This is a genomic window from Terriglobales bacterium (assembly GCA_035764005.1).
Classification (GTDB): domain Bacteria; phylum Acidobacteriota; class Terriglobia; order Terriglobales; family Acidobacteriaceae; genus Gp1-AA112.
This window is the reverse complement of sequence record DASTZZ010000071.1, coordinates 17,016-41,112: the sequence shown is the minus strand read 5'-3', so window position 1 is coordinate 41,112 and position 24,097 is coordinate 17,016. Positions and strand designations below refer to the sequence as shown.

General features: G+C 56.4%; 36 protein-coding genes. 30 read left to right on the top strand and 6 right to left on the bottom strand.

Annotated features, from left to right (window positions below; genetic code table 11):
• Nucleotides 1-74: 74 nt before the first annotated feature.
• From rplB to rplQ, 26 genes are all read left to right on the top strand, one after another.
• Complete coding sequence (rplB, locus tag VFU50_12290) at nucleotides 75-899, top strand: 50S ribosomal protein L2 (GenBank protein HEU5233633.1); 825 nt, start codon at nucleotides 75-77, stop codon at nucleotides 897-899.
• Nucleotides 900-985: 86 nt separating this feature from the next.
• Nucleotides 986-1,297 (top strand): 30S ribosomal protein S19, encoded by a 312-nt coding sequence (rpsS, locus tag VFU50_12285; protein ID HEU5233632.1) that lies wholly within the window; start codon nucleotides 986-988, stop codon nucleotides 1,295-1,297.
• A 12-nt stretch (nucleotides 1,298-1,309) separates the two neighbouring features.
• Nucleotides 1,310-1,798: a 50S ribosomal protein L22 gene (gene rplV / locus VFU50_12280; GenBank protein HEU5233631.1), complete on the top strand. Its 489-nt coding sequence runs from the start codon at nucleotides 1,310-1,312 to the stop codon at nucleotides 1,796-1,798.
• Between the two features lie 2 nt (nucleotides 1,799-1,800).
• On the top strand, nucleotides 1,801-2,466 hold the full coding sequence (gene rpsC / locus VFU50_12275) for a 30S ribosomal protein S3 (GenBank protein ID HEU5233630.1): 666 nt from the start codon (nucleotides 1,801-1,803) through the stop codon (nucleotides 2,464-2,466).
• A 113-nt stretch (nucleotides 2,467-2,579) separates the two neighbouring features.
• Nucleotides 2,580-2,993 carry a 50S ribosomal protein L16 gene (gene rplP / locus VFU50_12270; GenBank protein ID HEU5233629.1) on the top strand — a complete coding sequence of 138 codons (414 nt, stop codon included), beginning with the start codon at nucleotides 2,580-2,582 and terminating at the stop codon, nucleotides 2,991-2,993.
• 140 nt (nucleotides 2,994-3,133) lie between these two features.
• Nucleotides 3,134-3,514, top strand: a complete 381-nt coding sequence (rpmC, locus tag VFU50_12265; protein HEU5233628.1) for a 50S ribosomal protein L29 — start codon at nucleotides 3,134-3,136, stop codon at nucleotides 3,512-3,514.
• 43 nt (nucleotides 3,515-3,557) lie between these two features.
• On the top strand, nucleotides 3,558-3,881 hold the full coding sequence (gene rpsQ, locus VFU50_12260) for a 30S ribosomal protein S17 (protein HEU5233627.1): 324 nt from the start codon (nucleotides 3,558-3,560) through the stop codon (nucleotides 3,879-3,881).
• 109 nt (nucleotides 3,882-3,990) lie between these two features.
• Nucleotides 3,991-4,362: a 50S ribosomal protein L14 gene (rplN, locus tag VFU50_12255; protein HEU5233626.1), complete on the top strand. Its 372-nt coding sequence runs from the start codon at nucleotides 3,991-3,993 to the stop codon at nucleotides 4,360-4,362.
• 113 nt (nucleotides 4,363-4,475) lie between these two features.
• Nucleotides 4,476-4,805 (top strand): 50S ribosomal protein L24, encoded by a 330-nt coding sequence (gene rplX, locus VFU50_12250; GenBank protein ID HEU5233625.1) that lies wholly within the window; start codon nucleotides 4,476-4,478, stop codon nucleotides 4,803-4,805.
• Nucleotides 4,806-4,807: 2 nt separating this feature from the next.
• The gene (rplE, locus tag VFU50_12245) at nucleotides 4,808-5,353 is read left to right on the top strand and encodes a 50S ribosomal protein L5 (protein ID HEU5233624.1); all 546 of its coding nucleotides are present in this window, start codon (nucleotides 4,808-4,810) and stop codon (nucleotides 5,351-5,353) included.
• Between the two features lie 41 nt (nucleotides 5,354-5,394).
• Nucleotides 5,395-5,619 (top strand): type Z 30S ribosomal protein S14, encoded by a 225-nt coding sequence (locus VFU50_12240; protein HEU5233623.1) that lies wholly within the window; start codon nucleotides 5,395-5,397, stop codon nucleotides 5,617-5,619.
• A 154-nt stretch (nucleotides 5,620-5,773) separates the two neighbouring features.
• Nucleotides 5,774-6,172 (top strand): 30S ribosomal protein S8, encoded by a 399-nt coding sequence (rpsH, locus tag VFU50_12235; GenBank protein HEU5233622.1) that lies wholly within the window; start codon nucleotides 5,774-5,776, stop codon nucleotides 6,170-6,172.
• A 66-nt stretch (nucleotides 6,173-6,238) separates the two neighbouring features.
• A complete protein-coding gene (rplF, locus tag VFU50_12230) occupies nucleotides 6,239-6,778 on the top strand; it encodes a 50S ribosomal protein L6 (protein HEU5233621.1) in 540 nt (179 codons plus the stop codon).
• A 189-nt stretch (nucleotides 6,779-6,967) separates the two neighbouring features.
• The gene (gene rplR / locus VFU50_12225) at nucleotides 6,968-7,342 is read left to right on the top strand and encodes a 50S ribosomal protein L18 (GenBank protein HEU5233620.1); all 375 of its coding nucleotides are present in this window, start codon (nucleotides 6,968-6,970) and stop codon (nucleotides 7,340-7,342) included.
• Nucleotides 7,343-7,347: 5 nt separating this feature from the next.
• Entirely contained in the window at nucleotides 7,348-7,860 is a 513-nt protein-coding gene (gene rpsE, locus VFU50_12220) for a 30S ribosomal protein S5 (protein HEU5233619.1), read from the top strand.
• Nucleotides 7,861-7,863: 3 nt separating this feature from the next.
• Nucleotides 7,864-8,073: a 50S ribosomal protein L30 gene (gene rpmD, locus VFU50_12215; protein ID HEU5233618.1), complete on the top strand. Its 210-nt coding sequence runs from the start codon at nucleotides 7,864-7,866 to the stop codon at nucleotides 8,071-8,073.
• 114 nt (nucleotides 8,074-8,187) lie between these two features.
• Nucleotides 8,188-8,631 (top strand): 50S ribosomal protein L15, encoded by a 444-nt coding sequence (gene rplO / locus VFU50_12210; GenBank protein ID HEU5233617.1) that lies wholly within the window; start codon nucleotides 8,188-8,190, stop codon nucleotides 8,629-8,631.
• Nucleotides 8,632-8,647: 16 nt separating this feature from the next.
• A complete protein-coding gene (gene secY, locus VFU50_12205) occupies nucleotides 8,648-10,045 on the top strand; it encodes a preprotein translocase subunit SecY (GenBank protein ID HEU5233616.1) in 1,398 nt (465 codons plus the stop codon).
• 298 nt (nucleotides 10,046-10,343) lie between these two features.
• Nucleotides 10,344-11,096 (top strand): type I methionyl aminopeptidase, encoded by a 753-nt coding sequence (map, locus tag VFU50_12200; GenBank protein ID HEU5233615.1) that lies wholly within the window; start codon nucleotides 10,344-10,346, stop codon nucleotides 11,094-11,096.
• Nucleotides 11,097-11,138: 42 nt separating this feature from the next.
• On the top strand, nucleotides 11,139-11,357 hold the full coding sequence (gene infA / locus VFU50_12195) for a translation initiation factor IF-1 (protein ID HEU5233614.1): 219 nt from the start codon (nucleotides 11,139-11,141) through the stop codon (nucleotides 11,355-11,357).
• A 96-nt stretch (nucleotides 11,358-11,453) separates the two neighbouring features.
• Entirely contained in the window at nucleotides 11,454-11,567 is a 114-nt protein-coding gene (rpmJ, locus tag VFU50_12190; GenBank protein HEU5233613.1) for a 50S ribosomal protein L36, read from the top strand.
• A gap of 6 nt (nucleotides 11,568-11,573) precedes the next feature.
• Nucleotides 11,574-11,960: a 30S ribosomal protein S13 gene (gene rpsM, locus VFU50_12185; GenBank protein ID HEU5233612.1), complete on the top strand. Its 387-nt coding sequence runs from the start codon at nucleotides 11,574-11,576 to the stop codon at nucleotides 11,958-11,960.
• Nucleotides 11,961-11,962: 2 nt separating this feature from the next.
• Nucleotides 11,963-12,400 (top strand): 30S ribosomal protein S11, encoded by a 438-nt coding sequence (rpsK, locus tag VFU50_12180; protein ID HEU5233611.1) that lies wholly within the window; start codon nucleotides 11,963-11,965, stop codon nucleotides 12,398-12,400.
• 210 nt (nucleotides 12,401-12,610) lie between these two features.
• The gene (gene rpsD / locus VFU50_12175; protein ID HEU5233610.1) at nucleotides 12,611-13,240 is read left to right on the top strand and encodes a 30S ribosomal protein S4; all 630 of its coding nucleotides are present in this window, start codon (nucleotides 12,611-12,613) and stop codon (nucleotides 13,238-13,240) included.
• Nucleotides 13,241-13,446: 206 nt separating this feature from the next.
• Complete coding sequence (locus tag VFU50_12170) at nucleotides 13,447-14,514, top strand: DNA-directed RNA polymerase subunit alpha (protein ID HEU5233609.1); 1,068 nt, start codon at nucleotides 13,447-13,449, stop codon at nucleotides 14,512-14,514.
• A gap of 252 nt (nucleotides 14,515-14,766) precedes the next feature.
• A complete protein-coding gene (gene rplQ / locus VFU50_12165; GenBank protein HEU5233608.1) occupies nucleotides 14,767-15,270 on the top strand; it encodes a 50S ribosomal protein L17 in 504 nt (167 codons plus the stop codon).
• 241 nt (nucleotides 15,271-15,511) lie between these two features.
• Here rplQ and VFU50_12160 read toward each other — a convergent pair whose 3' ends face one another.
• Nucleotides 15,512-16,048: an isoprenylcysteine carboxylmethyltransferase family protein gene (locus VFU50_12160; protein ID HEU5233607.1), complete on the bottom strand. Its 537-nt coding sequence runs from the start codon at nucleotides 16,046-16,048 to the stop codon at nucleotides 15,512-15,514.
• A gap of 156 nt (nucleotides 16,049-16,204) precedes the next feature.
• Nucleotides 16,205-16,456: a hypothetical protein gene (locus VFU50_12155; protein HEU5233606.1), complete on the bottom strand. Its 252-nt coding sequence runs from the start codon at nucleotides 16,454-16,456 to the stop codon at nucleotides 16,205-16,207.
• A 360-nt stretch (nucleotides 16,457-16,816) separates the two neighbouring features.
• On the opposite strand from VFU50_12155, the gene VFU50_12150 reads away from it, so the two are divergent.
• Complete coding sequence (locus VFU50_12150) at nucleotides 16,817-17,260, top strand: hypothetical protein (GenBank protein ID HEU5233605.1); 444 nt, start codon at nucleotides 16,817-16,819, stop codon at nucleotides 17,258-17,260.
• A 198-nt stretch (nucleotides 17,261-17,458) separates the two neighbouring features.
• Here the strand turns inward: VFU50_12150 and VFU50_12145 are convergent, their stop codons facing one another.
• From VFU50_12145 to VFU50_12135, 3 genes are all read right to left on the bottom strand, one after another.
• The gene (locus VFU50_12145) at nucleotides 17,459-18,139 is read right to left on the bottom strand and encodes an NAD(P)-binding domain-containing protein (GenBank protein ID HEU5233604.1); all 681 of its coding nucleotides are present in this window, start codon (nucleotides 18,137-18,139) and stop codon (nucleotides 17,459-17,461) included.
• Between the two features lie 212 nt (nucleotides 18,140-18,351).
• Nucleotides 18,352-19,896 (bottom strand): hypothetical protein, encoded by a 1,545-nt coding sequence (locus VFU50_12140; protein ID HEU5233603.1) that lies wholly within the window; start codon nucleotides 19,894-19,896, stop codon nucleotides 18,352-18,354.
• A 215-nt stretch (nucleotides 19,897-20,111) separates the two neighbouring features.
• A complete protein-coding gene (locus tag VFU50_12135) occupies nucleotides 20,112-20,963 on the bottom strand; it encodes an arsenite methyltransferase (GenBank protein HEU5233602.1) in 852 nt (283 codons plus the stop codon).
• An 88-nt stretch (nucleotides 20,964-21,051) separates the two neighbouring features.
• On the opposite strand from VFU50_12135, the gene VFU50_12130 reads away from it, so the two are divergent.
• From VFU50_12130 to VFU50_12120, 3 genes are all read left to right on the top strand, one after another.
• Nucleotides 21,052-21,456 carry a metalloregulator ArsR/SmtB family transcription factor gene (locus VFU50_12130; GenBank protein ID HEU5233601.1) on the top strand — a complete coding sequence of 135 codons (405 nt, stop codon included), beginning with the start codon at nucleotides 21,052-21,054 and terminating at the stop codon, nucleotides 21,454-21,456.
• A gap of 91 nt (nucleotides 21,457-21,547) precedes the next feature.
• A complete protein-coding gene (locus tag VFU50_12125; GenBank protein ID HEU5233600.1) occupies nucleotides 21,548-21,670 on the top strand; it encodes a hypothetical protein in 123 nt (40 codons plus the stop codon).
• Nucleotides 21,671-22,360: 690 nt separating this feature from the next.
• Complete coding sequence (locus VFU50_12120) at nucleotides 22,361-23,242, top strand: hypothetical protein (protein HEU5233599.1); 882 nt, start codon at nucleotides 22,361-22,363, stop codon at nucleotides 23,240-23,242.
• A gap of 38 nt (nucleotides 23,243-23,280) precedes the next feature.
• On the opposite strand, the gene VFU50_12115 is transcribed toward VFU50_12120, so the two are convergent.
• The gene (locus VFU50_12115; GenBank protein ID HEU5233598.1) at nucleotides 23,281-24,033 is read right to left on the bottom strand and encodes an SDR family NAD(P)-dependent oxidoreductase; all 753 of its coding nucleotides are present in this window, start codon (nucleotides 24,031-24,033) and stop codon (nucleotides 23,281-23,283) included.
• Between the last annotated feature and the right edge of the window lie 64 nt (nucleotides 24,034-24,097).

Here is a 24,097-nt window from a genome sequence, read left to right as displayed (position 1 = left end):
TTTCGTGATTGGGTGATTTCGCGATTTCGTGATTTGAAATCACACAATCGCGAAATCACGAAATGGTTTAGCTCATGCCGATTAAGACATACAGACCGCTTACTCCGTCGCTGCGTTTCAAGACCACGCTGGTTAACGACGAGATCACGACTAACCGTCCGCACAAGGCGTTGACCGAGATCAAGCTGCGCACCGGTGGGCGCCGCAACTCGGGAGACTTGACGAGCTGGCATCGTGGCGGAGGACATAAGCGCAAGGTCCGCATCATCGACTTCAAGCGCGACAAGGCTGGCGTTCCGGCGACTGTCGCCTCGATCGAATACGATCCCAACCGCTCCGCGCGTATCGCTTTGCTGTCGTACGCCGATGGCGAGAAGCGCTACATCCTGCAGCCCGTGGGATTGCAGGTTGGGCAGAAAATCGTGAGCGGGCCAGAGGCTGACATCCTCGTCGGCAATGCCCTGCCGTTGCGCAATATCCCAGCCGGCACGACGGTGCACAACATCGAGCTGAAGCCCGGTAAAGGCGCGCAGATGGTGCGCTCGGCGGGCGGCGCCGCTCAGTTGGTCGCGAAAGAAGGCGACTACGCGCTGATCAAGCTGCCTTCCGGTGAGACGCGCAAGATCCTCATCGACTGCATGGCGACGATTGGGCAGGTAGGCAACACCGACCATGAGAACGTCTCGATCGGCAAGGCCGGTCGTAAGCGCTGGCTGGGACGTCGTCCGGTGAACCGCGGTGTGGCGATGAACCCGGTCGATCACCCGCACGGTGGTGGTGAAGGCAAGACCTCCGGCGGACGTCATCCTGTGACTCCGTGGGGACAGCCCACACGCGGATACAAGACGCGCAATAACAAGCGCACTGACAAATTCATTGTGGCGCGGAGAAGCAAATAGGATCGGGTGATTTCGTTATGAGTGATTTCGCGATTTTCAAATCACGCAATCACGCAATCGCGAAATCGCGAAATTGAGAAGAGATTATGGCGAGAAGCACAAAAAAAGGTCCATTCATCGACGGTCACCTGATGGTCAAGATCGAAACGATGAACCGCTCGAACGATAAGAAAGTCGTGCGCACGTGGTCGCGGCGTTCGACGATTCACCCGGATATGGTCGGACACACCATCGCCGTGCACAACGGACGCAAGTTCATTCCGGTGTACATCTCGGAGAACATGGTCGGCCACAAGCTGGGCGAGTTCAGCCAGACGCGCAACTTTAAAGGACACTCGGTGAAAGCGGCTGCAACTGAAACCGCCGCGAAGCCGGCACCGGCACCGTCGGCTAGATAGCGGAGAAGAAGCATGAATTTTGCAGAACAGGAATACAGAGCCGAAGCGCGCTTCCAGAGAGTCTCTCCGCAGAAGGCGCGCCTGGTGCTGGACCTGATTAAAGGCCAGCAGGTAGAGCAGGCGATGAACACTCTGCTCTTTACCAAAAAGGGAATTGCTCCCGCCATCGGCAAGCTTTTGCGGTCGGCGATTGAGAATGCGAACTATGTGAGCCAGGAAAAGGGCGCTGACGTCGATGTCGATCAGCTGTATGTGAAGCGGGCAATCGCGAATGACGCGCCGCGTATGAAGCGTATCCGTCCGGCACCGATGGGACGCGCGTACCGCTATCAGCGACGCATGGCGCACATCGAGATCGCTGTGGCCGAGCGTCTGCGCGCTGGAGCCAATGGCGCTGCCACAGTAGTCGGCGAAGAAACTGGAACGACGGCGAAGCGGCGCGCTCCACGCAAAGCGGCGAAGAAGAAATCCGCCTCGAAGAAAGCGACGGCGAAAGGATAGGTATGGGTCAAAAAGTACATCCCTACGGATTCCGGCTCGGCTACACCAAACCGTGGAAGTCGCGCTGGTTCGTGGAGCGCGATTACGACAAGCTGCTGCTTGAAGACGTGAAGCTCAAGAAGGAGCTGAAGGACAAGCTGAAGTCGGCGGGCGTGAGCTCGATCGAGATCGAGCGTCCCGGCAACAAGCTGCGCATCATCATCAAAACCGCACGTCCGGGAATCATCATCGGACGCAAAGGCGCTGAGATCGACAAGCTCAAGATCGAACTGCAGAAGCGCACGAGCCGCGATGTCTTCATCGACATCCAGGAGGTGCACAAGCCGGAGCTCGACGCTCAGCTTGTGTCTGAGTCGATCGCGCTGCAGCTTGAGAAACGCGTGGGATTCCGTCGCGCCATGCGCAAGAGTGTCGATTCGGCACTGCGCTTCGGATGTAAGGGAATCAAAGTTCGAGTTTCGGGCCGTCTGAACGGAAACGAAATCGCGCGCTCGGAGTGGTATTTGCAAGGACGTCTGCCGCTGCACACGCTCCGTGCAGATATCGAGTACGGATTCACCGAAGCGCGCACCACCTATGGCGTAATCGGAGTGAAGACCTGGATCTACAAAGGCGAGATTCTGTCGCAGAAGAAGCGCGAGCCGCACGTAGCGGCGACGGCGTTCTAAGGAATTTCGTGATTTCCCGATTTCGTGATTTCGCGATTGCAAATCACGAAATCACATAATCACGAAATCGCGAAATTGAGTAAAGGGGAGTATTCCCAAAAAGGCAATTCATCATGTTGATGCCGAAAAAAGTTAAGTACCGCAAGCAGCAGCGCGGACGCATGGCGGGTAAAGCCTGGCGCGGTTCCGAGCTCTCTTTCGGTGATTACGGACTGAAGGTCCTCGAGTGCGGCTACATCACCGACCGGCAGATCGAAGCCAGCCGTGTTGCTATGACGCGCTTCGTCAAACGCGGCGGCAAAATCTGGCTGCGCCTGTTTCCGGATAAGCCGGTGACGAAGAAGCCCGCCGAAACCCGTATGGGCAAAGGCAAAGGCGCGCCGGATCACTGGGTCGCCGTCGTTCGTCCAGGCAAAGTGCTGTTTGAGATGGAAGGCGTGACCCGCACGGACGCTCAAGAAGCGTTGCGTCTCGCCTCGCACAAGCTGCCGCTGCGAACCAAGTTCGTGGCGCGCGAAGGACACTAGGGAGAAAGGCGTTTCGAGTTTCAGGTTTCGAGTTTCGGCCAAGCCAGTCCGAAACAGTTTGAACGAAGCCAAGGCTCGGGAATGAAGGTCGCATCTGGCTTTGCCGAAACCGGAAACGCGAAACTTGAAACAGGTTCTAAATGAATATCGAGAAGATCAGAAATCTTGGTCCTGACGAGCTTCTGCATCAGCAGCGCGAAGCCGCCGACCAGCTCTTTCGTCTGAAGTTCCAGCTCAAAATGGGACAGACGATCGGCTTGAAAAAAATGCGCGAGCTGCGCAGGGATCTGGCGCGGATCAAGACCATCGCTCGCGAACGTGAGTTGGGCATCACGACCACGGCTGTAGGCAATGCGACCGGCTCCTCGGCGGCAGCAGAACCGAGCCAGGAAGCAGCGGCTGCAGCAGCACCGGCGAAGGCGGCTGCAGCGAAGCGTCCGGCGGCGAAGAAGAAATCGGCGGCAAAGGCTGCTCCGAAAAAGAAAGCGGCAGCCAAGAAGAAGACCAAGGCGAAGAAGTAGTCTTCGCGCTCCCGCGTGAGCGGGATGAGGAGAGAGTTTCAATATGGCTCAGCAAGCAACCGGAAGCGAAACGCGCAAGACCGATTCGCACCGCAACGAGAAGATCGGGTACGTCCGCTCCACCAAGATGGCGAAAACCATCATTGTGGAAGTGATGATGAAAAGAGCACACGCGAAGTACAAGCGAGTGATCGCGAAGTCGAAGAAGTTCTACGCACACGACGAGCAGAACGCCGCTCGCACCGGAGACGTAGTGCGCATCGTCGAGACGCGTCCGCTATCGAAGCTGAAGCGCTGGCGCTTGGCTGAGGTTATCCAGCGAGCGGCAATCGTTCCGGGCGAGGAGAAGCTGGAGCAGGCGAGCTAGCAGGCGGCAATAGGCAATAAGCGATAGGCGATAAACAGAAAGCCTATTGCGTACCGCCTATCGCCTATCGCCAATCGCAAATGCAGGCGATTGGAAGGAGTCAAAAGATATGGCTGTCATGATGCGAAGCATGTTGGAAGTCGCCGACAACTCCGGCGCGCGCAAGCTGCAGATGATCCTGCCTCTCGGAGGGTCTAGCGGCTTGCGAGCCGGTCTGGGCGACATCATCACTGCCGCGGTAAAGGAAGCGTCGCCGGATGGGACGGCGAAGAAGGGCACAGTAGTGAAAGCCGTGGTCGTGCGCATGCGCAAAGAATCGCGCCGCCGCGATGGCACCTACATTCGTTTCGACCAGAACGCAGCAGTGCTGATCAACGATGCCGGCGAGCCGGTCGGCACGCGCGTCTTTGGTCCGGTAGCCCGCGAGTTGCGCGAGAAGAAGTTTTTGAAGATCGTTTCGCTGGCGCCCGAAGTTCTCTAAGACAGTTTCGAGTTTCAGGTTTCAAGTTTCGGCAAAGCCTGATCTCAGCATCACTGTAAGGAACTGGCTTTGCCGAAACTTGAAACTGGAAACTCGAAACAGGTTTTACGATCATGATGCAAAAGACATACGACATTCGCCGCAACGACCAGGTCAAGGTCATTGCCGGCCGCGATAAGGGTAAGGAAGGGCGCGTGCTTCGCGTATTTCCCGACACGGGACGCGTACTCGTGGAGCACGTGATGGTCGCGAAGAAGAACGTCCGTCCGAACCCGCAGAAGAACATCAAGGGCGGCATCGCCGAGCAGGAGAGCCCGATCGATATCTCGAACGTGAAGCTCATCTGCCCGAGTTGCGGCCCGGTGCGCGTCGCCCACGAACGCCAGGGCGACAAAAACGTGCGCGTCTGCAAAGAATGCAGGACCACGCTGGAGAAGAGTTAGTTATGGCATCCCGGCTGCGCGAAAAATTTCATAAAGACATTGCTCCGGCTCTGCAAAAAGAGTTGGAACTGAAAAATCCGATGGCAGTGCCGCGCCTACACAAGATCGTTGTGAATATGGGCGTCGGCGAGGCAACGCAAAACGCGAAGATTCTCGATCCGGCGGTTGGCGAATTGGGACAGATCACGGGACAGAAGCCCGTCGTGACCAAAGCAAAAAAGTCGATTGCGGCATTCAAAGTTCGTGAAGGCATGCCGATCGGCGCAATGGTAACCCTGCGCGGTGATCGCGCCTATGAGTTCCTTGACCGGCTGATCAACGTCGTGCTGCCGCGCGTGCGTGACTTCCGCGGCGTCTCGACGAAATCGTTCGACGGCCGCGGCAATTACACGCTCGGCCTGCGCGATCAGTTGATCTTCCCGGAGATCGACTACGCCAAAGTCGATAAGCTCAAGGGAATGAATGTCACGATTGTGACAACGGCGAAGAACGACAACGAAGCACGCGCTCTGCTGCGCAGCTTCGGCATGCCCTTCCGCGCTGCATAGAGTTCAGATCCAGAGTTAACACAGAGAGTTTTAAGGATTGCATGACTATCGCAAAACGAGTTAAGGACGAAAAGATCGAGGCCAAGTTCAAGCAGGCGCGCGACAAAAAAGCCGAGAGGCCAAAGTTTTCGACACGCCGGCATAACCGTTGCAAGCTCTGCGGACGTCCGCGCGCGTACCTGCGCAAGTTCGGTATCTGCCGCTTGTGCTTCCGCGGTCTGGCGCTGCGGGGAGAGATTCCCGGCATCGCGAAGTCGTCCTGGTAGGAAAGAGGCATTCGGCAGTCGGCAATCAGCACTCGGCAACAGCTCAGGTTCAAGCCGAATGCTGAGTGCCGAATGCCGAATGCCAGTGCAGTACCGTTTCGGAACTGGTTCTCCAGCATTGGAGATAACGCGAAACGTTGAAGAGGAGATAAGAATGAGTTTCACTGATCCGGTCGCAGATTTGTTGACCCGTATCCGTAACGCGATCAATGCCCGGCAGCAGAAGCTGGACGTTCCTGCGTCGAAGCTGAAGACGGAGATCGCCCGCATCCTTAAAGAAGAAGGCTATCTCGCGAACTTTAAGGCGACGGAAGAAAACGGGCGCAAACTGCTGCGGCTCTACATCAAGTACGGTTCTAACAATGATGCTGCCATTACCAACCTCGCGCGTGTGTCGCGTCCGGGATGCCGCGTCTACGTCGGTCACAACGAGATCCCCCGTGTGCTGGGCGGTCTTGGAATCAGCATTCTCACGACGCCGAAGGGCGTGATGACCGGTCGCGAGGCGCGCAAGAGTGGCGTAGGCGGAGAGATACTCTGCGAGGTGTGGTAGCTGCCAGCTACTAGCCATTAACTGCTAGCGGCCAGAAGCTAACAGTTAGAAGCTATCGAGGAATTTATGTCGAGAATTGGAAAAAAGCCGATTGCCGTGCCCGGTGGAGTGAAGGTCAACATCCAGGGCAATGTGGTTTCGGTGCAAGGGCCCAAGGGCAAGCTGGATACACCGGTTCCAAGCGGAATCAAGGTTGAGCAGAAAGACGGGCATCTCGTTGCCACGCGCGAGAACGACTCGCAGGCGGCGCTGCATGGACTCGCTCGCGCGTTGGTTTTCAACGCCGTCGAAGGCGTGACCAACGGCTGGAAGAGGGAACTGGAAATCGTCGGCATCGGATACCGTGTGGAACTGAAGGGCAAAGGAACCGTCGTGTTCACCTTGGGATACTCGCATCCGATCGAGTTCCCGCTGCCTACTGGAATCGACGTAGCCGTCGATCCCAAGCAGACGCGCCTGACGGTCAGCGGCATCGACCGCCAGAAGGTCGGACAGGTTGCGGCCGATATGCGGGCGCTGCGTCCGCCGGATCCGTACAAGAATAAGGGCGTGCGCTACGTTGGCGAGCGGCTGAAGAAGAAGGTTGGTAAGACGGGAGCGAAGTAACGCAGGCCGTCAGTCCGAAGACCTGTCATTCCGAACGAAGTGAGGAATCCCTACCTCACCCAGATGTATGGTTCAGTAGGGATTCCTCCCTTCGGTCGGAATGACAAAGCAAATGCAATTTCATCGCGGCGCACAGAACGTTGCGAAGGAAAGGGATTCGACAGCGGCGAAGCTGTTGAACTAAGAATTATGATTCCTCAGATTTCAAAAGACGAAGTACGGCGGCGGGTGCACACTCGCATTCGCAAGAAGATGCAGGGAAGCGATGAGCGTCCGCGGCTGAATGTATATCGCTCGCTCAATCACATCTACGCGCAGGTGATCGACGATGCGAAAGGCTTGACCATCGTCTCCGCCTCGACCGCTTCCGGAAAGAAAGAAACGAAAGGCAAGAAGCGCACCGGAGGCAACGTGGCCTCGGCGAAAGAGATTGGCAAGCTGATCGCGCAGCGTGCGCAGGAAAAAGGCGTGAAGCAGGTGGTCTTCGATCGCGGCGGATATCTCTATCACGGACGCATCAAGGCCCTGGCCGACGCGGCTCGCGAAGCAGGATTGGAGTTCTAATCAACATGGCAGCAACTGCAAAGAAGAGAATTGACGCCGGCCAGTTCCAATTGAAAGATCAGGTCGTCGCCATCAATCGTGTGACCAAGGTCGTCAAAGGCGGCAAGAACCTGTCGTTCGCGGCGCTGGTGGTGGTCGGAGATCCATCCGCGGGAGTGGTCGGCTACGGCTCGGGCAAAGCCAAGGAAGTTCCGCAGGCGATCCGCAAAGGCATCGAGTCGGCGAAAAAGAATCTGATCAAGGTGAATCTCACGCAGACCACCGTGCCGCACATCGTGCTCGGACGTTTCGGTTCCGGACAGGTTCTGCTCAAGCCGGCTCCGGAAGGAACTGGCGTGATCGCCGGCGGCGCCGTTCGCGCGGTCATGACCTCGGCTGGAGTGCAGAATGTGCTCACGAAATCGCTCGGCACCGCCAATCCGCACAATGTAATCAAAGCTACCTTCGATGCGCTCGGCAAGCTACGAGATCGCGGGGAAGTGGCCGCGCTTCGCGGCAAAACCGCGCAGGAGCTGTAATCCATGGCAGAGAAAAAGACAACAAGCGCGGGAGCGAAGGGCACGGTTCGTATCCGCTGGGTGCGGTCGTACATCGCTTCGCCGGTAAAACACAAGAAGATCGTCAAGGGTCTTGGCTTCACTCGGCTGAATCAGGTAGTCGAGCGCGAGGACACACCCTCTATTCGTGGCATGGTGAAGAAGGTTCCGCACCTGCTGGAGTTTGTGCAGTAAGGCGGCTTCTGGCTCTTGGCTACTGGCTTCTGGCTAAGTCCTGAAGTTTTTCAGGCTTTAGCCGGAAGCCGGCAGCCAGCGGCCAGCAGCCCTGAAGAGTTCGTAGGAAACACAATGAATCTTTCTAATCTACGCGCCCCTAAAAAGGCGAATTCGAACAAGAAGCGCGTCGGACGCGGTATGGGATCGGGCATGGGCAAGACCTCGACCCGAGGACACAAAGGACAGCGCTCGCGCTCCGGATCGCGCATGATGCGCGGCTTTGAAGGCGGCCAGATGCCGCTTCACCGCCGTCTCCCCAAGCGCGGATTCACTAATATCTTCCGGACCGAGTACACCATCCTCAACCTCGACCGCATTGCCGAACTCGGCGAGGCGGAAGTCACGCTTGAGGCGTTGGTTAAGGCCGGTCTTGCGAAAGACGGCGCTCTGGTGAAAGTTCTGGGCGATGGCGAGCTCAAGAAGAAAGTAAACGTGCAGGCGCACAAGTTTTCCAAGTCAGCGCAAGAGAAGATCACCAAGGCCGGCGGCAAGGCAGAAGTCATCGGCGCAGCATAAGGATGTTTGATTCACCATGTTTGAGAAGTTAGCCAATATCTTCCGCGTGCCCGACCTGCGGACCCGTGTTCTGTTTACCGCATGGATCCTGGCGGTCTACCGCCTGGGCGGCCACATTCCCACTCCGGGAATCAATGGCGACCTGCTGGCGCAGTTCTTCGACCAGCAGCGCGGTACCGTGCTCGGCTTCGTCGATCTGTTCAGCGGCGGCAACCTGCGCAAGCTCACCGTCTTCGCGCTCGGCATCATGCCGTACATCACGGCGTCGATCATTCTGCAACTGCTGACAGTCGTGTATGAGCCGCTCGCGAAGCTGCAAAAGGAAGGCGAGCTGGGGCGCAAGAAGATCACGCAGTGGACCCGCTACCTCACAGTGGTTCTCGGGTTGCTGCAATCGTTGGGAATCGCGATCACGCTGCAGAAGAGTTCGGTATCCGGCGGCGTGCAATACGTGGTTAATCCAGGAATGGGATTCATTGCTCTTACGGTGCTGACTCTCACAGCGGGCACAGCATTCGTCATGTGGCTGGGCGAGCAGATCACCGAGCGCGGCATCGGAAACGGAATGTCGCTGCTGATCTTTGCCGGCATCGTTGTTGGCCTGCCGCGCGGTGTGGCTGACCTCTACGAAAAAGCCCGCACCGATGCATGGGGCGGCTTCACCGTTCCGGCCATGGCGCTGCTGATCATTGTGATGATCGTCGTCGTGGCGTTCATCGTCTTCGTGGAACGCAGCGAGCGGCGCATTCCGGTGCAGTACGCCAAGCGCATTGTGGGACGCAAAATGATGGGCGGCCAGAGCACCTACATGCCATTCCGCGTAAACGCGGGAGGCGTGATGCCGGTGATCTTTGCGGCGTCGATCCTCAGCGCTCCGCTTTTTCTTGCTCCGTACTTCAAGAATGTGCGCGGCTTCGGATGGATGTTTGACCAGTTGCGCGGTGGCGAGCCGCTCTACGAGCTGCTCTACATCATCGGCATCATCTTCTTTGCTTACTTTTATGTCTCGATCATCTTTGATCCGGCACGCGTTGCCGATGATATGCGCCGATACGGCGGATTTATCCCGGGCATCCGCCCGGGCAAGCGCACCCAGGAGTACGTGAACGACATCCTCACGCGCCTGACGCTGGTTGGCGGCATTTACCTGTGCATCGTTTCGATCATCCCTCAGTGGATGATCGGCGGCATTCACCTGAACCACTTGCCTGGATTCATGGGCAACTTCTTCGAACGGTTCCCGAATTGGTTTACGAACGGACTAGGCGTCAACTTCTACTTTGGTGGAACCTCACTGCTGATTGTGGTGGGCGTGGCCATGGACACGGTGAACCAGATCGAAGCGCAGTTGGTAATGCGTCACTACGAAGGCTTTACGCCGCGCAGCGGTCGTATTCGCGGGCGAAGATGGTAAGAGGAAGCTGCCGGCTACCAGCTGCCAGCTACCAGCCAAGTTCAGGTTCCGCTGGCTGCGTGGCTCGTTTTCAGGAGATCGCTGGTTGGGCAGCTGGTTTTGCTGTTGGGTTCGACTGGAAGCTGGTAGCTGGAAGCTGGCAGCTCAGTTATAATCAAAGACTGCAACGGCTCTCTGGACGTCGTTCTTGTCCCGCCCGCGGCAGCAACGATCATCTCAAGCCTAATGGTTCCGATGCCGTTCTCCGACGAGGAAACGAGCCTATGCGGAATCCTGCATTTTTTGAGAGTGTGGCCTGATGGCCATTATGTGCAAGTCGCCGGCTGAAATTGAGAAAATGCGTCGCAGTGGGCGCATCGTTCGGCAGGTTCTCGACGCGACAGTGGCGGCAGTGAAGCCGGGCATTAGCACCATGGATCTTGAGTCTGTGGCTGCGGCCAAGATCGATGAGCTCGGAGCCAAGCCGGCGTTCAAGGGTTATTACGATTACCCTTGTGTGCTCTGCACCTCGGTGAATCAGGAGATCGTACACGGCATTCCTTCCGCTAAGCGCATGCTGAAGGAAGGCGACATCGTTTCGATCGACTGCGGCGTAGTGCTCGACGGCTACTACGCGGATTCGGCTGTGACGGTCCCGATCGGGAACCACCTGAAGCCGGAGATTAAGAAGCTGCTGGATGTTACTAAGGCTTCCCTGGAGCGTGCGATTCAGACGGCGCGCATTGGCAGTACGGTCGGGGATGTCGGCGCGAGCGTGCAGGAGATGGTCGAAGCTAATGGTTTCAGCGTAGTCCGAGAATTTGTCGGACACGGGATTGGAACCAGGCTGCACGAAGAGCCGCAGGTTCCCAATTACGGAACACGGGGACACGGTCCGAGATTGCGCGAAGGCATGGTGCTCGCGATTGAACCGATGGTGAATGTCGGCAGGCCGGACACGCGACTGCTCGACAACAAGTGGACAGCCGTGACCGTGGATGGAAGTCTGAGCGCTCACTTCGAGCACTCGGTGGCGGTCACCAAAGATGGACCTGTAGTTTTGACGGCATAGAATTTCAAGCTGCTGACAGAAAGTCGGCAGCTAAGGAACTGATTGAGCAAAGAAGACGCGATTGAAGTAATGGCGGTGGTTCTAGAGCCGCTGCCCAATGCAATGTTCCGGGTCGAGCTGGAGAACAAGCATCAAGTTCTCGCCCATGTTTCCGGACGTATGCGAAAAAATTTCATCAAGATCCTGCCCGGCGACCGCGTCGCTGTAGAGCTATCACCGTACGACCTGAACCGCGGCCGGATTGTTTATCGGTATAAGTAAGCTCCTAAGCTGCTGAGCTTCTGAGCTGGCAGCCTGGATACCAAAAGGGGATTTAGCTAAGCAGCTCAGAAGCTGAGCAGCTTAGCAGCTTGTTTTATGAAGGTCAGAGCATCAGTTAAGAAGATTTGCGATAAGTGCAAGATCATCCACCGCCGCGGAGTGGTGCGCGTGATCTGCGAAAACTCAAAGCATAAGCAGCGTCAAGGATAAGTAACTATGGCACGCATTGCAGGCGTCGATCTTCCGCGCAACAAGCACGTGAACATCGCGCTCACTTACATCTACGGCATCGGCAATCCGCGTTCGGCGCGCATTCTCGCCACCGCGAAGGTCGAGCCTGACAAGAAGGTCCAGGACCTAAACGAAGACGAGGTCAATCGCATCCGTCAGGTGATCGAAGCGGAGGGCAACGTCGAAGGCGATCTGCGGAAGGACACGTCGATGCACATCAAGCGGCTCATCGAGATCGGCTCCTATCGCGGATTCCGTCATCGCCGCAACCTCCCGGTGCGCGGACAGCGCACGCACACCAACGCCCGCACGCGCAAAGGTCCGCGCAAGGGCACGGTAGCGAACAAGAAGAAAGCGGCGGCGAAGACATAACCATGGCAAAACCGGCAGCAGCAGCAGGCGGCGCGGCAGCGCCCGAAAAGAAAACAGGCAAGAAGAAGCAGTTCAAGAAAAAAGAACGCAAGAATGTGCCGTTTGGGCTGGCGCACATTCAGGCTTCATTCAACAACACCATCATCACCATCACAGATAATGAGGGTAAGGTGGTGTCGTGGAAGAGCTCCGGATCGCTCGGCTTCCGCGGTTCCCGAAAAGGGACTCCGTTCGCCGCGCAGCAGGCAGCGATGAACGCAGCCAATCAGGCGCGCGATCACGGCATGCGCTCGGTTGACGTTCGCGTGAGCGGCCCCGGATCGGGACGCGAATCCGCAATCCGCGCTCTCGCAGCGGCTGGCATCGAAGTGCGCATGATCCGCGACGTGACGCCGATTCCGCACAACGGATGCCGTCCGCCGAAGCGGAGACGAGTGTAGGTTTTTGTTTGTCATTCCGAGCGTAGCGAGGAATCCCTATAGCCACGAAACGGCATGGGTACAGTAGGGATTCCTCGCTACGCTCGGAATGACAAGAGGAAAGTAGCCTGAACAACTAAGAAGCGTTCAGGGTGCTTAGGAAAGCTGGATCGGGACGAAGGGCAATGCCGCCTGTAAACCGATCACAACAACCCGAGGTTTGGAGAAACAATGGCACGTTATAAAGGACCAGTTTGCCGCCTTTGCCGACGCGAAGGCATGAAACTCTTTCTCAAGGGCACCAAGTGCTTCAGCGATAAGTGCCCAGTCGAGAAGCGCAACTTCGCTCCCGGACAGCATGGAAAAGATCGCAAAGCCAAAGTCGTTGGCTACGGTCTCCAGCTCCGCGAGAAGCAGAAGACCAAGCGCATCTACTTCACGCTGGAAAAGCAGTTCCGCAACTACTTCGAGAAAGCCTCCCGCGCCAAAGGCGTAACCGGCGCCAAGCTGCTGGAGCAGCTCGAACGTCGTCTCGACAACGTGGTCTATCGCCTGGGCTTCGCGATTTCGCGTCGCCAGGCTCGCCAGCTTGTTCGTCACGGACACGTTGCGGTAAATGGACGCAAGGTGAACATTCCCTCGTACCAGGTTGCGGTCGGTGAAGAGATCGTGGTGCGGGATAACAGTAAGAAGATGACAGTGCTGGAGATCGCGAAAGAATTTACGAGCCATCAGCCGGCAGTGAACTGGTTGGAAGTCGATCGTGACAACTACAAGGGAAGAGTCACGGCTCTCCCGAAACGGGAAGACATCAATCTGCCGGTCAACGAACAGTTGATCGTCGAATTGTATTCGAAGTAAAAAGCGGAATTGAACACGGAGGTCACGGAGGAACACGAAGGATTTCGATTGTTTCCTCTGAGTCCTCCGTGACCTCCGTGTTCAATCCAAAACAAAACTGACTAACTCGAAAGGGAACCACGGCGTGGCCGCCGCAGAATGCTTCGCGACGCATTAGCCGCGCAGGAAACTTCAGCTCACTGAATTAACAGAAAAGGACAATGAACATGCTCTGGAAGGGATTTCAAAAACCGAAGCGGCTCGCCGCTGACACCGACACGCTCACCGATAAGTACGGCAAGTTTTACGCACAGCCGTTTGAGCGTGGATTCGGAACCACTATTGGAAACGCGCTCCGTCGCGTTCTGCTCTCCTCGATTGAAGGTGCTGCAATTACTGCGGTCCGCATTGAGGGCGTTCTGCACGAGTTTCAGTCGATTCCAGGGGTCGTCGAAGACGCCACCGACATCATCCTGAATCTCAAGCAGGTTCCATTCAAGTTGAACAGCGAAAATCCCAAGGCGATCTACCTGAAGACCGACCAGCCAGGCGTGATCACCTCCGGCATGATCGAAGCCGACGGTGATGTCGAGATCCTCGACAAGGATGTGTACATCGCCACAGTGAGCGAAGGAGGCAAAGTTGACATGGAAATGCGTCTGAAGCGCGGACGCGGCTATGTCTCTGCCGACAAGAATTTCGACGAAGACCTCGGACTGGGCTTCATTCCTATTGATTCCGTCCACTCGCCGGTGCGCAAATGCAACTACACCGTCGAAGCCGCGCGTCTGGGACAGATCACAGATTATGACAAGCTCACGCTCGAAGTCTGGACCAACGGCGCAGTAGCTCCGGCAGATGCCATCGGCCTCTCGGCGAAGTTGTTGAAAGATCATATGAACATCTTCATCAACTTCGAGGAAGAGCTCGAAACCGAAGGAGCGGACGATCGCAAGCCCGAGATTCGCAACGAGAATCTCAATCGTTCGGTCGAGGAGCTGGAGCTCTCGGTCCGCAGCTACAACTGCCTGAAGAACGCGAACATTCAGACGATTGGCGAGCTGGTACAGAAGTCCGAAGCCGAGATGCTGAAGACGAAGAACTTCGGGCGCAAGTCGCTGAACGAGATCAAAGAGATCCTCGCGCAGATGGGACTGAGCTTGGGCATGAAGATCGATGAGCACGGAAACGCCGTGCCAGGTCCAACGAGCCAGGCTCCAGCTGCCGTTCTCGCTGGAACATATCGCACGCCGGAAGACGATCTGGAAGACGATGAACCGGCAGGGACGTTCTGAAAACAGGCATTCGGCACTCGGCATTCGGCTTTCGGCCAGCAACCGTCCGTAGCTGAATGTCGAGGGCAGATGCTCCGAAACTGATTTTCAAAATTCGAAGCTCAGTTTCAAGAGAAGTTCAGTTTCAAAGTAGGATCACTCGGCAACATAGGTTCTCGTGAGGTTCTGCCATGCGGGTTAGTGGCCGAACGCCGACAGCCGAAAGCCCGCTCCAGAGCGGTCGCAAACTACAGCAAGGCTTAGGACAACACCATGCGTCACCTGAAAGCAACCTGGAAACTAGGACGTAACACCAGCCATCGGCGCGCGCTGCTGCGCAACCTGGTGAGCTCGCTGATTCTCGAAGAGCGAATCGAGACGACGGTCGCAAAAGCGAAAGCGATGCGTCCGCACGTGGAAAAGATGATCACCTTCGGCAAGCGGGGCGACGTAGCTGCTCGCCGTTCGGCAGCATCGTTTCTCACTTCGCGGGAAGCCGTCGATCGGCTCTTCGCCGAAGTAGCTCCGCGGTACGGCGATCGCAGTGGCGGATATCTGCGCATCATCCGCACCGGTTTTCGCAAAGGCGATGGAGGCGAAAAAGCCTTCATCGAGCTGATCGGCTCGGAAAAGATTCTCGACGAGCGTCGCGAAAAGCGTGCCGAGCTGCGCGCCAAGCGGCGCGAGGAGATGGAAAAGGCGATGCAGGAACAGCAAGCCAACATTGAAGCCAGCGGTGGTCCCGCAGCGGGCGAAGGCGAGAACAAGTCCGAGTAAGCTTCAGTTTATTTCATTTCAAAAGCGCGGATTTATTCCGCGCTTTTTTGTTCGGTGGAGCCGGCCCGGCCTCGGCCGGGTGTTCGGCGGGATTGAATACGGATGGCATGGAGGAACACGGAGGAATGCTGGATTCTCGGAATTTTGTAACCAGCAGTGAGTGTAGAACCCTGAGGCGACGTCGAGCTGTGAAGCATACAAGAAATCCTCTGTCCTCTGTGTTCAATCTTTGACAATTGAGTTAAGTTCCAGCAGCAACCGAGCGCGAAGATTCCAGCTGCCATGGTCGCAAACGTGGAACCCACCTGCGTACATTGCGAGAATATTCGCGGTAGTCACCGCCAAACTTCCTGCGCAGCGTTGGTTCTTCATACAACAGGATGAACAAATTCACTCCAACCGAGATCGCGAGTGCGTACCACAATAGAACGGCCGAAAATTCCGAAAACAGAATCGCGCAGCTTGCGAGAAACAAGCCACTCCCCACATACATCGGATTTCGGACATAGCGATAGGGTCCACTCACGACCAGCCGACGCGGAGCGTCGAACGGAGCAGGTGTTCCTCGCCCACTGCTTACGAAGTGTATGAAGCATGAGACTGCAATGGCAGCGCCGAGAGAAAGTGGGATCAATCCGAGCCAGCGTAAAGCGCTCACCGAAGCTAACTGCAGCGATGTATGCAGACCGATCCAACGCGGAATCAACCAGAGCCATACCAACATGAATCCGCAGATGTAGATGAGACTTCGCCCCGCCACAAAAACTCGTTGTCCCATCGCTGCCTCCTCGATTGATGGGAAGTATAGACCTCTATGAGGCGATCACGGCAGCAAGCGGTAGCTCCTTGGAGTTCTTTTCAGGATTGCTCGCCTGAGTAAATGCGTAGGTTTCCGAAACCCAATCCGTGGGCTTCCACCGGCCTTGGAAATGGCTCAAATACTTTCTCCCAGCTGCTTGAGCTGGTCGCGCAAATGTTCGAGACGATCCTTCAACTCGGCGGTGATGTTGGGAGTCGGCGAATCAGTGCTCATGAACCGGAGCGCGGTGTCGTAAGCCTTGCGCGCATTGGCTTTGTTCCGCTCACGGCGGTCGTTATGCCGGGCGCTCAGGGCAAGGTCGGCAAAGGTGATGCCGGTTTGCAATTCGTTTTTCAGGAAATCCGCCGTTACTTCTTGTTGATCCATTGGACTCGGCCCAGCACTCTTCTTATATCCACGGCAAAGCACTGCAAGTTTGGATGCCGGTTATTTGCTTTCGGCTTTCAGCTAACAGCTTCCGCGAGCAACAACGAAAGCAAAACACGACATGGACTGCACGGACGGCACGGATCACACGGATGCGCCAGCGGTGTCTGCTTTGTCCGCTCCGCAGCTCGGGGGCTTCGTGGCTTGGCAGGCTCGGTGCTCCCGTTAAGATCCGCCGCACTGAGTCGCGGGCACATCCCGCCACACCAGGGCAGCATCTCATCGCATGTTGTAAATCCCCTACGCACTATTCCGCCTGCATAGGCGACGGTGTTCTGCGCAGAGAGAAGGGCGCGCAGAATGCCGAATACTACCAGTGTATTTACGCCGAAATCTGTCACTCAACGCAAAGTGCTGCATTCCTGGAAAGACATCGCCAGCTACACAGGCAGAGGTGTGCGTACGCTTCAGCGATACGAAGTTCAGCTTGGCTTCCCTATCCACCGGCCGGCGGGAAGAAGTCGAAGCGCGGTGCTTGCGTTTTCCGACGAGGTCGATGAATGGTTGGGCAAGCCAATGGCTGTTATTGGGCCCATCGTTGTGGCGCCGCACGCATCAACAGCAGACCAAGGTCGGGAGCGACGAGAATGGCTGGCGGTTGCAGCTAACGCAAAACTCAGTTGCGAGAGAGCACGGGCGGCGTACGACGGTTGCAGGCGGCAATCGAAGCGCGTGGAAGAAATGATTGAAAGGCTCAAAGCAGCCCGCGTGCGACTGCAAAACCGACCGGCGCTCTTCGTATAAGCTAAGGGAAACCGAGCCCGCGGCTAAGTCCCAAAGATTTTTCGCTGCATTTAAGGCGACGTTAAAGCATCGTCCACGGATAAATCCGTGAGCTCCCACCTCATAAGACGAGGCTAAAGCCTCACCCGCGGATAAATCCGCGCGCTCCTACCAATGCAGCGCGCACTCCACTTGTAGGCTCCTGCGCAACGCTGCTTCTCAGGCGGCCTGGCTTCCAGACTTCGATCTGAACTCGGGTGTTCGCTCCCTGCTGGCTTCCGAAAGCGCTTGGCGCACGCCTTCGGCGTCGTGGTCAGTCGCATAAACGGGAGTCGCGGGCTGCTGACGCCATGATTGGTCCAGGCCATCGTTGTCGACAGGATCGAAGCCCAGCTCATCGACGAGTTTGAAGACAATCTCTTTCGTTCTCCGATCATCCCCCGACACCGGCAACGCGATGCGACCTGCGCTTCCTGCGGGTTGGCCTTTTCTCAACAGGTGATCGGCGTAGATATTGTTGAAGGCTTTCACTACCGGTCGGCCCAACTGCTGTTCGACCCAGCGGCTCTCGACCATGCCGTTCTCGATCGCATCGATACGGCCGTCGCGCTGTTGCGGGTAATAATTGTTGGTGTCGATGACCACAACATTTTCGGGAACGCCTTGGAACAAATCGCGCGGCAGTTCAGGAATGTTCTTCATCGGGATGGTCACAACGATGACCTCGCCGCTGTGAGCTGCCTCTTCGACCGTGACAGGAGTTGCGCCAGTCTCCGCCGCCAAGTCCTTGAGAGTTTCCGGACCTCTTGAATTCGCCACAAAGACTTTATGTCCGAGCGCGCTGAAGCGCCGCGTCAGCGTGCCGCCGATGTGTCCTGCTCCAATAATGCCGATGTTCATAAGCTTTCCTCGTGATCGATCTCTAGCTTAGTAGATTAGAACAAGCCGCTAAGCTCCGGAGCTGCTAGGTAGAGAAGCTGCCGGCTACCGGCTTCCGGGGGCTCCGGCGGCAGCAACAAATGTAAAACAGACGATCGCTTGACTTCGCTCACCATAGGCGGCATCCCTTTCTCACAACGATGTCGCGGCTTCCACGAAACAGCATCGGTTACTCAAGCCAACTCTCTTAGAGCATCTCCTGCTCCGGCCAGATTGGTCAGCTTCATCTCAGCGTACTTGCGCGAGAGGACGACTCCAGGGGCTCCTGCGCGAAAAGCGGCGAGTACCGCGGCTTTCACGTCGGCGGGCTGCGTGCGCTTCTCCTTCAGACCCGTAGGAATATCGATATCGATGCCGGGGTAAATCGGAATCGCGCCATTTACTTCCGCGAGTGCGCGGCGGGTTTCGCGCGCGACATATTCGGCTGACATTCCCGAAGTGGGCAAAGCTTCCAGGCTGGCTTCGTGCTGGTATCCGAGCAGACGATAGTGCAGTTCCAGAACCTCGTCGCCAGTCAGGTCGCGGAAGACGGTTGAATTTACATTGCGGATATAGTGCGCAAAGCGCGGCCCGGCACAGTTGTTGTAAGGGCAAGGTTTGAGAAAATCGGAGACCTTGGCAATGCGCGCATAATCCTGATCGGCCTGATAAAACGGGCTCATCGTCACCAGGTGCATGATGTGCCATCCGACCTGAGCCTTGGGATTGATCGCCTTCACCGCCTGACGCAGCAGTTCATACACTTCTTCCTGGCTGCGGAACCAGAACCTGTGCCATTCCAGGATCTCGGGATAGTCGAGCAACACTCGCCACAACGACACAAAATCACCCGCCGCAGCGTTCGCACTGGGCTGCGTGACCTGCTTCACCCACTGATGGAGCGCCGTGTAGCCCGCCCGCGCGCGCTCAACCTTAATACCTTGGTCCGTCGCTTTGCTGACGCAGTACTTGCAGAAGCAGTAGATCCTTGAATTGCCGTTAAAGTTCCCAAAATGCGCACCGATGGTGTTGTTGAACGGCCCCTGGCGCTCGGATTCCCACATCATGCCGTCGAGATCGTTGTGGCGAAACCAGGTTTCAACCAGCGCGACGAGAAAACTGCGCGCATTCGGATTATTCAGGCAGGTGCTGCCGCCGGGACGCCCTTCGAGATCGATTTCGGCAATCTGCTCGAAGGCCGGCATCAGGCGCGGATTGTAGGCTTCTTCGAAGAGGCAGTACGTCTGCATCCCGCGCGCTTTGGCTTTTGGGATCACGTCGGCGAGAATGTCGAAGTCGCCCAGTTCAGGCGCGCGCACATCTTTGATCACTGACTTCGAAGCAAACTCGGGATACATTTTTGAATAACTGCCGCCATGGATTTCGTCGTCCGCATGCACACCATGATCGGGCAGCGGCTGGCCGGGAATCTGCCGTCCGGAGAGACCGCGTCCGTAGGTGAAGACAGCGGGCATGACGACGTTGACGCCGGCCTTCTGCTGAAAGGTATCGAGAACCTGATCGACACCTTCATCGACGAACGATCTTGCTCCCACTTGGATAGCGACAAAGCGCTTTCCGCCGTTCAGCGATAGATTGGCAGGTTGTTGCTTGGCGGCATCGGTGGCCGCGTCAACCCAGGTCCTCACACCGGCCTTTGAGAGGACCGGCAGCGCAGTAAGGGCTTTCAGGAAGTTGCGGCGCGAGGGTTCCGGGGCTTTATTGGATGATTCGTCCATATTGTCTATCCAGCGACAGAGTTTCTGCGGATCATGATGTGACCGCAGTTAAAAGGCGGGAGTTAACACGAAAGGCACGAAGGTTGACGAAGTTCACGAAGCTCCGTGACCTTGATCTTTATTTTCGCGATATTCGTGTTAGCTCTGGCTGTCGTTGGATAATTTATACGATTAATGCAAAGACGGGAATATGCGATCGCTTTGGCAGCACCTCGTCATTGGCAGCACCCGGAAGAGCAGCAGGGTGCAGGCCGCGGTTTCTTCGCGCGGACAAAGGCACTGATGAACTTATCTTCCACTTCTTTGGCAATCCCATCCACATCGATCGCTTCGGTGCTCAGAAATGCGCGGGCGTGTTCGATGTTGTAAACGCGAGTTGGTTCGATCTCAATTGATTCAAAGCCGGCGTTGGTTAGCTTGGCGACGTAGTCGGCATCCTTGAGCGCGCCGCCGATGCAACCTACCCATAGCAGCATGCTTTTGCGGATGTCGTCGCGAAGGTCTCCCCGCACTACGACGTCGGAGACGGCAAAGCGGCCTCCTGGCTTGAGTACGCGGAAGGCTTCGCGCAGCACGCGATCTTTGTCGGCAGAAAGATTGATGACGCAGTTGGAGATGATCACGTCGACCGAGCAATCGGGAAGTGGAATATCTTCGATTTCCCCTTTCAGGAATTCAACATTCTCTATGCCGGCTTTCTTTTGGTTCTCGCGCGCGAGGGCCAGCATGTCGTCGGTCATGTCGAGGCCATAGGCTCTTCCAGTCGGACCAACGCGGCGTGCAGAGAGCAGCACATCAATTCCTCCTCCGGAGCCGAGGTCCAACACGATTTCGCCAGGCTTGAGTTCCGCGGAAGCAGTTGGGTTCCCGCAGCCCAGAGAGGCCCTTATCGCTGCATCGGGAAGCAAGTTCTTCTGCGAGTCGTCGTAGAGATCTTTGGTGATCGGATCGATCTCCGTGCCACAGCACGCCGATGCTCCACAACATGCGCTTTCTTCGCCGATCGCGGCGCGTCGCGCAGCCTCGCCGTATTTCGCCTGGACTGCTTGCTTTACATCTCGGTTCATAACTGCTCCTCATATTCGCATACGCGAATGCAATGAATCTACACCCGCCCGATATATTCGTCAAGGCGAATGTGTATAATGGCTAATCGTGAAGTCAAACGAGAAGCCGGTTTCTCTGGACCAGTTGTTCCGGGCGCTTGCTGATCCCACACGGTTGCGGCTGATCCATCTGATGTCGGAGCAGGAAATCTGTGTGTGCTATTTCATCGAGGTGATTGGGGCACCGCAGCCGACGATCTCGCGACATCTCGCGTACCTGCGGAGAGCAGGGCTGGTGGCTGCTCGGCGGCAAGGGAAGTGGATGCACTATCGGCTGACCGCCCCTCGCGATCCTCATGCCCTCGCGATTCTCAACACCACACTGGACGCGCTGAAGAACAGCGCTGAGATGCAGCGCGACTGCGAGCGGCTCAACCGCGCCTGCTGCGGTCCGAAGAGCCTGGTGCAGGTGCTCGGCGCTCCGGCGCCGATGCGAATTGACTCGGTGAGTTGAGCATGGAGAGATTCAGCCGCCCTGTAAGTATGCCTTTTTCTGCAACGCGAGACCATCGCTGCACATCTTGGACGCTAAGGAGAAAGAGTTCATGAAGATTGCAGTTACCTGTGTGATTACAAAACAGCGGGCTCCTACTGTGAATAGTCTGAGTCCCATTATGGGAATGTGGATCGACGGGCCGGAGGTCGGCGCGAGATCCACATTGCCCTGAAGTTATATTTGTGACCGAGTCCTCAGCGTCCGCAGCAAAGGACGGGGTATTCCCCGGATCTTTGGCTTGGTGTCCCAAACCAACTTCCAGCCCGGCATCCCGGCGGCACTGCTGTGGATTTTAACTGGGGTCCAATCACGCTTATCTGCTCGATGGATGCGGCACGTTCGCTTGGTTCTGCGCTGACGCGCAGAGTCAAGTAGATGGAGTGCTTAGTTGAAGCCCGATGACCTCGGTGCCTAGCTGCATAGTTCCTGTGCTAGTTCGGTTTCCGAATCGAAGAAGCCCGAAAATACCTCTTCCTAGGACCACCGCAGGCCATGCCCTTCCGGCTTTTTAAAGCAGGTTCTCCCCGAAAAACCTGTTGGGAATTCGGCCTTTGGTTGGTATCGTCGCATCATAAGGTAACCAGCAGGATGTTTTGGAAGGTTACTGCTTTATTGATTGGGGGTTACACCATGAAGAAGTCGTTTCGCATGCTAGTCGGAACCATAATTCTCGGAGCCGCGGTCGCTGCGGCGAGTGTTTCGCACAATCGGCCAGCGTCGGCTGGCGCAGACCCAGTGCCGGCATGCCCTCCGGGCGGATGCCTTATCAACTAGCCGCCCGAACAGGCACTGAGAGCGGCATTAACTTTTCTGCTTGTAGAAGGCCGGGCGAAGGAATATCCTCCTCGAAACGGATTCGACGATGTCCGGCCTTACCCTTCAAGCGGTCTTAATATGGTCGTCAGCTCCGATTCTGCAGCTGTTGTGTGTCTACCTGTTATATCGACGTAAGCTGCTGAAACAGTTCACATTCCTTGCCTCCTATTTACTGTTTCTCACACTCCTGAATGCGATTCGCTTAGTTTGTTACCGCGAATTTGGTTTGTCTTCCTGGGCCTATTTTTCTGTGTACTGGGTCGGGACTGCGCTGGCGAACATTGCCGCAATTGCGGTGCTCTATGAGCTTTTCTGCGGCGCCTTCAAGCCATTCGCGGGTTTGCAGGATTTAGCGAAGATCGTATTCAAGTGGGCTGCTGGATCTATTTTGTGCATAGCCTTTGTTGTGTTCATCAGCAATGCGGCATCTGTCGCCAGTACGCCCAACCATTGGTTGACGCTCACTATCCACGATTTCGAGCGCACCGTGGCTCTAATGCAGTGTGCGTTATTGATCTTCCTGTTCGTCGGTTCCCAGCATCTCGGCCTCTCGATGAAGAATCGGGTATTTGGTTTCGCGCTGGGATTCGGATTCGATGCCTTGTGCCAGCTCTTGGTGTTCAGCACGTTGATGAATCGAGTGAGTAAGATTCACCTTGGGTCACAGTTACTGCCGATGGGGTACTACGTCTCGCTATTGGTCTGGATGGTCTATCTCTTGAAGCCAGAACCTTCACGCGAGTCGCTCCACATTCCCCTTACTTCTCCGTTGCTGCGCTGGAACGAGATCGCTCTGCAAATGGGCCACACCGGTAAGCTCGCGGTTGCAAATCCAGAGCCGTTCATGCCGCAGGTTGAGCGGCTGGTTGAGCGAGTATTACAGAAGGAATTCGTAGAGCGACGCCACGCACAATCGCACGTCGAATAGCTCTCACCTCCTCACGTCAGGCAACTCACTTGCACCTTTCAGTATGTTGCGCGGCCGCCGCTTAGATCGAAGACTGCGCCGGTAGTAAAAGAATTCTCCTCAGAGACAAGCCATGCGACCATGGCGGCAATCTCATCGACTTCAAGAAAGCGTCCACGAGGAATGCGAGCTAGCATGAAATTGATGTGTTCCGGAGCCATCTGATTAAAGATGCTCGTCTTTGCCGCCGCCGGTGTAATGCAGTTAACAGCAATATTCTTGTCCGCCGTCTCTTTGCCAAGAGATTTCGTCAGCGCTATCACACCGGCTTTCGATGCGCTGTATGCAGATGCATTGGGATTGCCTTCCTTTCCGGCGATTGAAGCCACGGTCACGATTCGCCCATATCCATGGCGGAGCATGTGCGGAATTACCGCATGGCAGCAGAAGAAGACGCCGTTGAGGTTGACCTCCATAATCTTTTTCCAGGCATCGATGGGATACTCCCACGTCTTATGGTTGCTTCCCGCGATGCCTGCGTTGGCGACGAGAATATCGATTCTTCCGAAGCGCGAGATAGTCGATGCAGTCGCGGCGGCGACACTGGAAGCATCCGACACGTCGGCGATTTCGGATGAAATCCGACCCGCAGTTTGAAGCTCTTTGCCAGCATCTGAAAGACGTTCCGCATCTCGGTCCCACAACGAAACGGCGGCACCGGATGCCAGAAGGCGCCTGGAGATCGCGAAGCCAATTCCTTGCGCAGCCCCGGTGACTACCGCGCAACGGTGCTTGAGATCAATTTGGTTCATGTTCCTCCATGCGCGGCGTTTCAGCTTAGGTGGCTTGCAATGGAAATGGAGTATATACAACTGA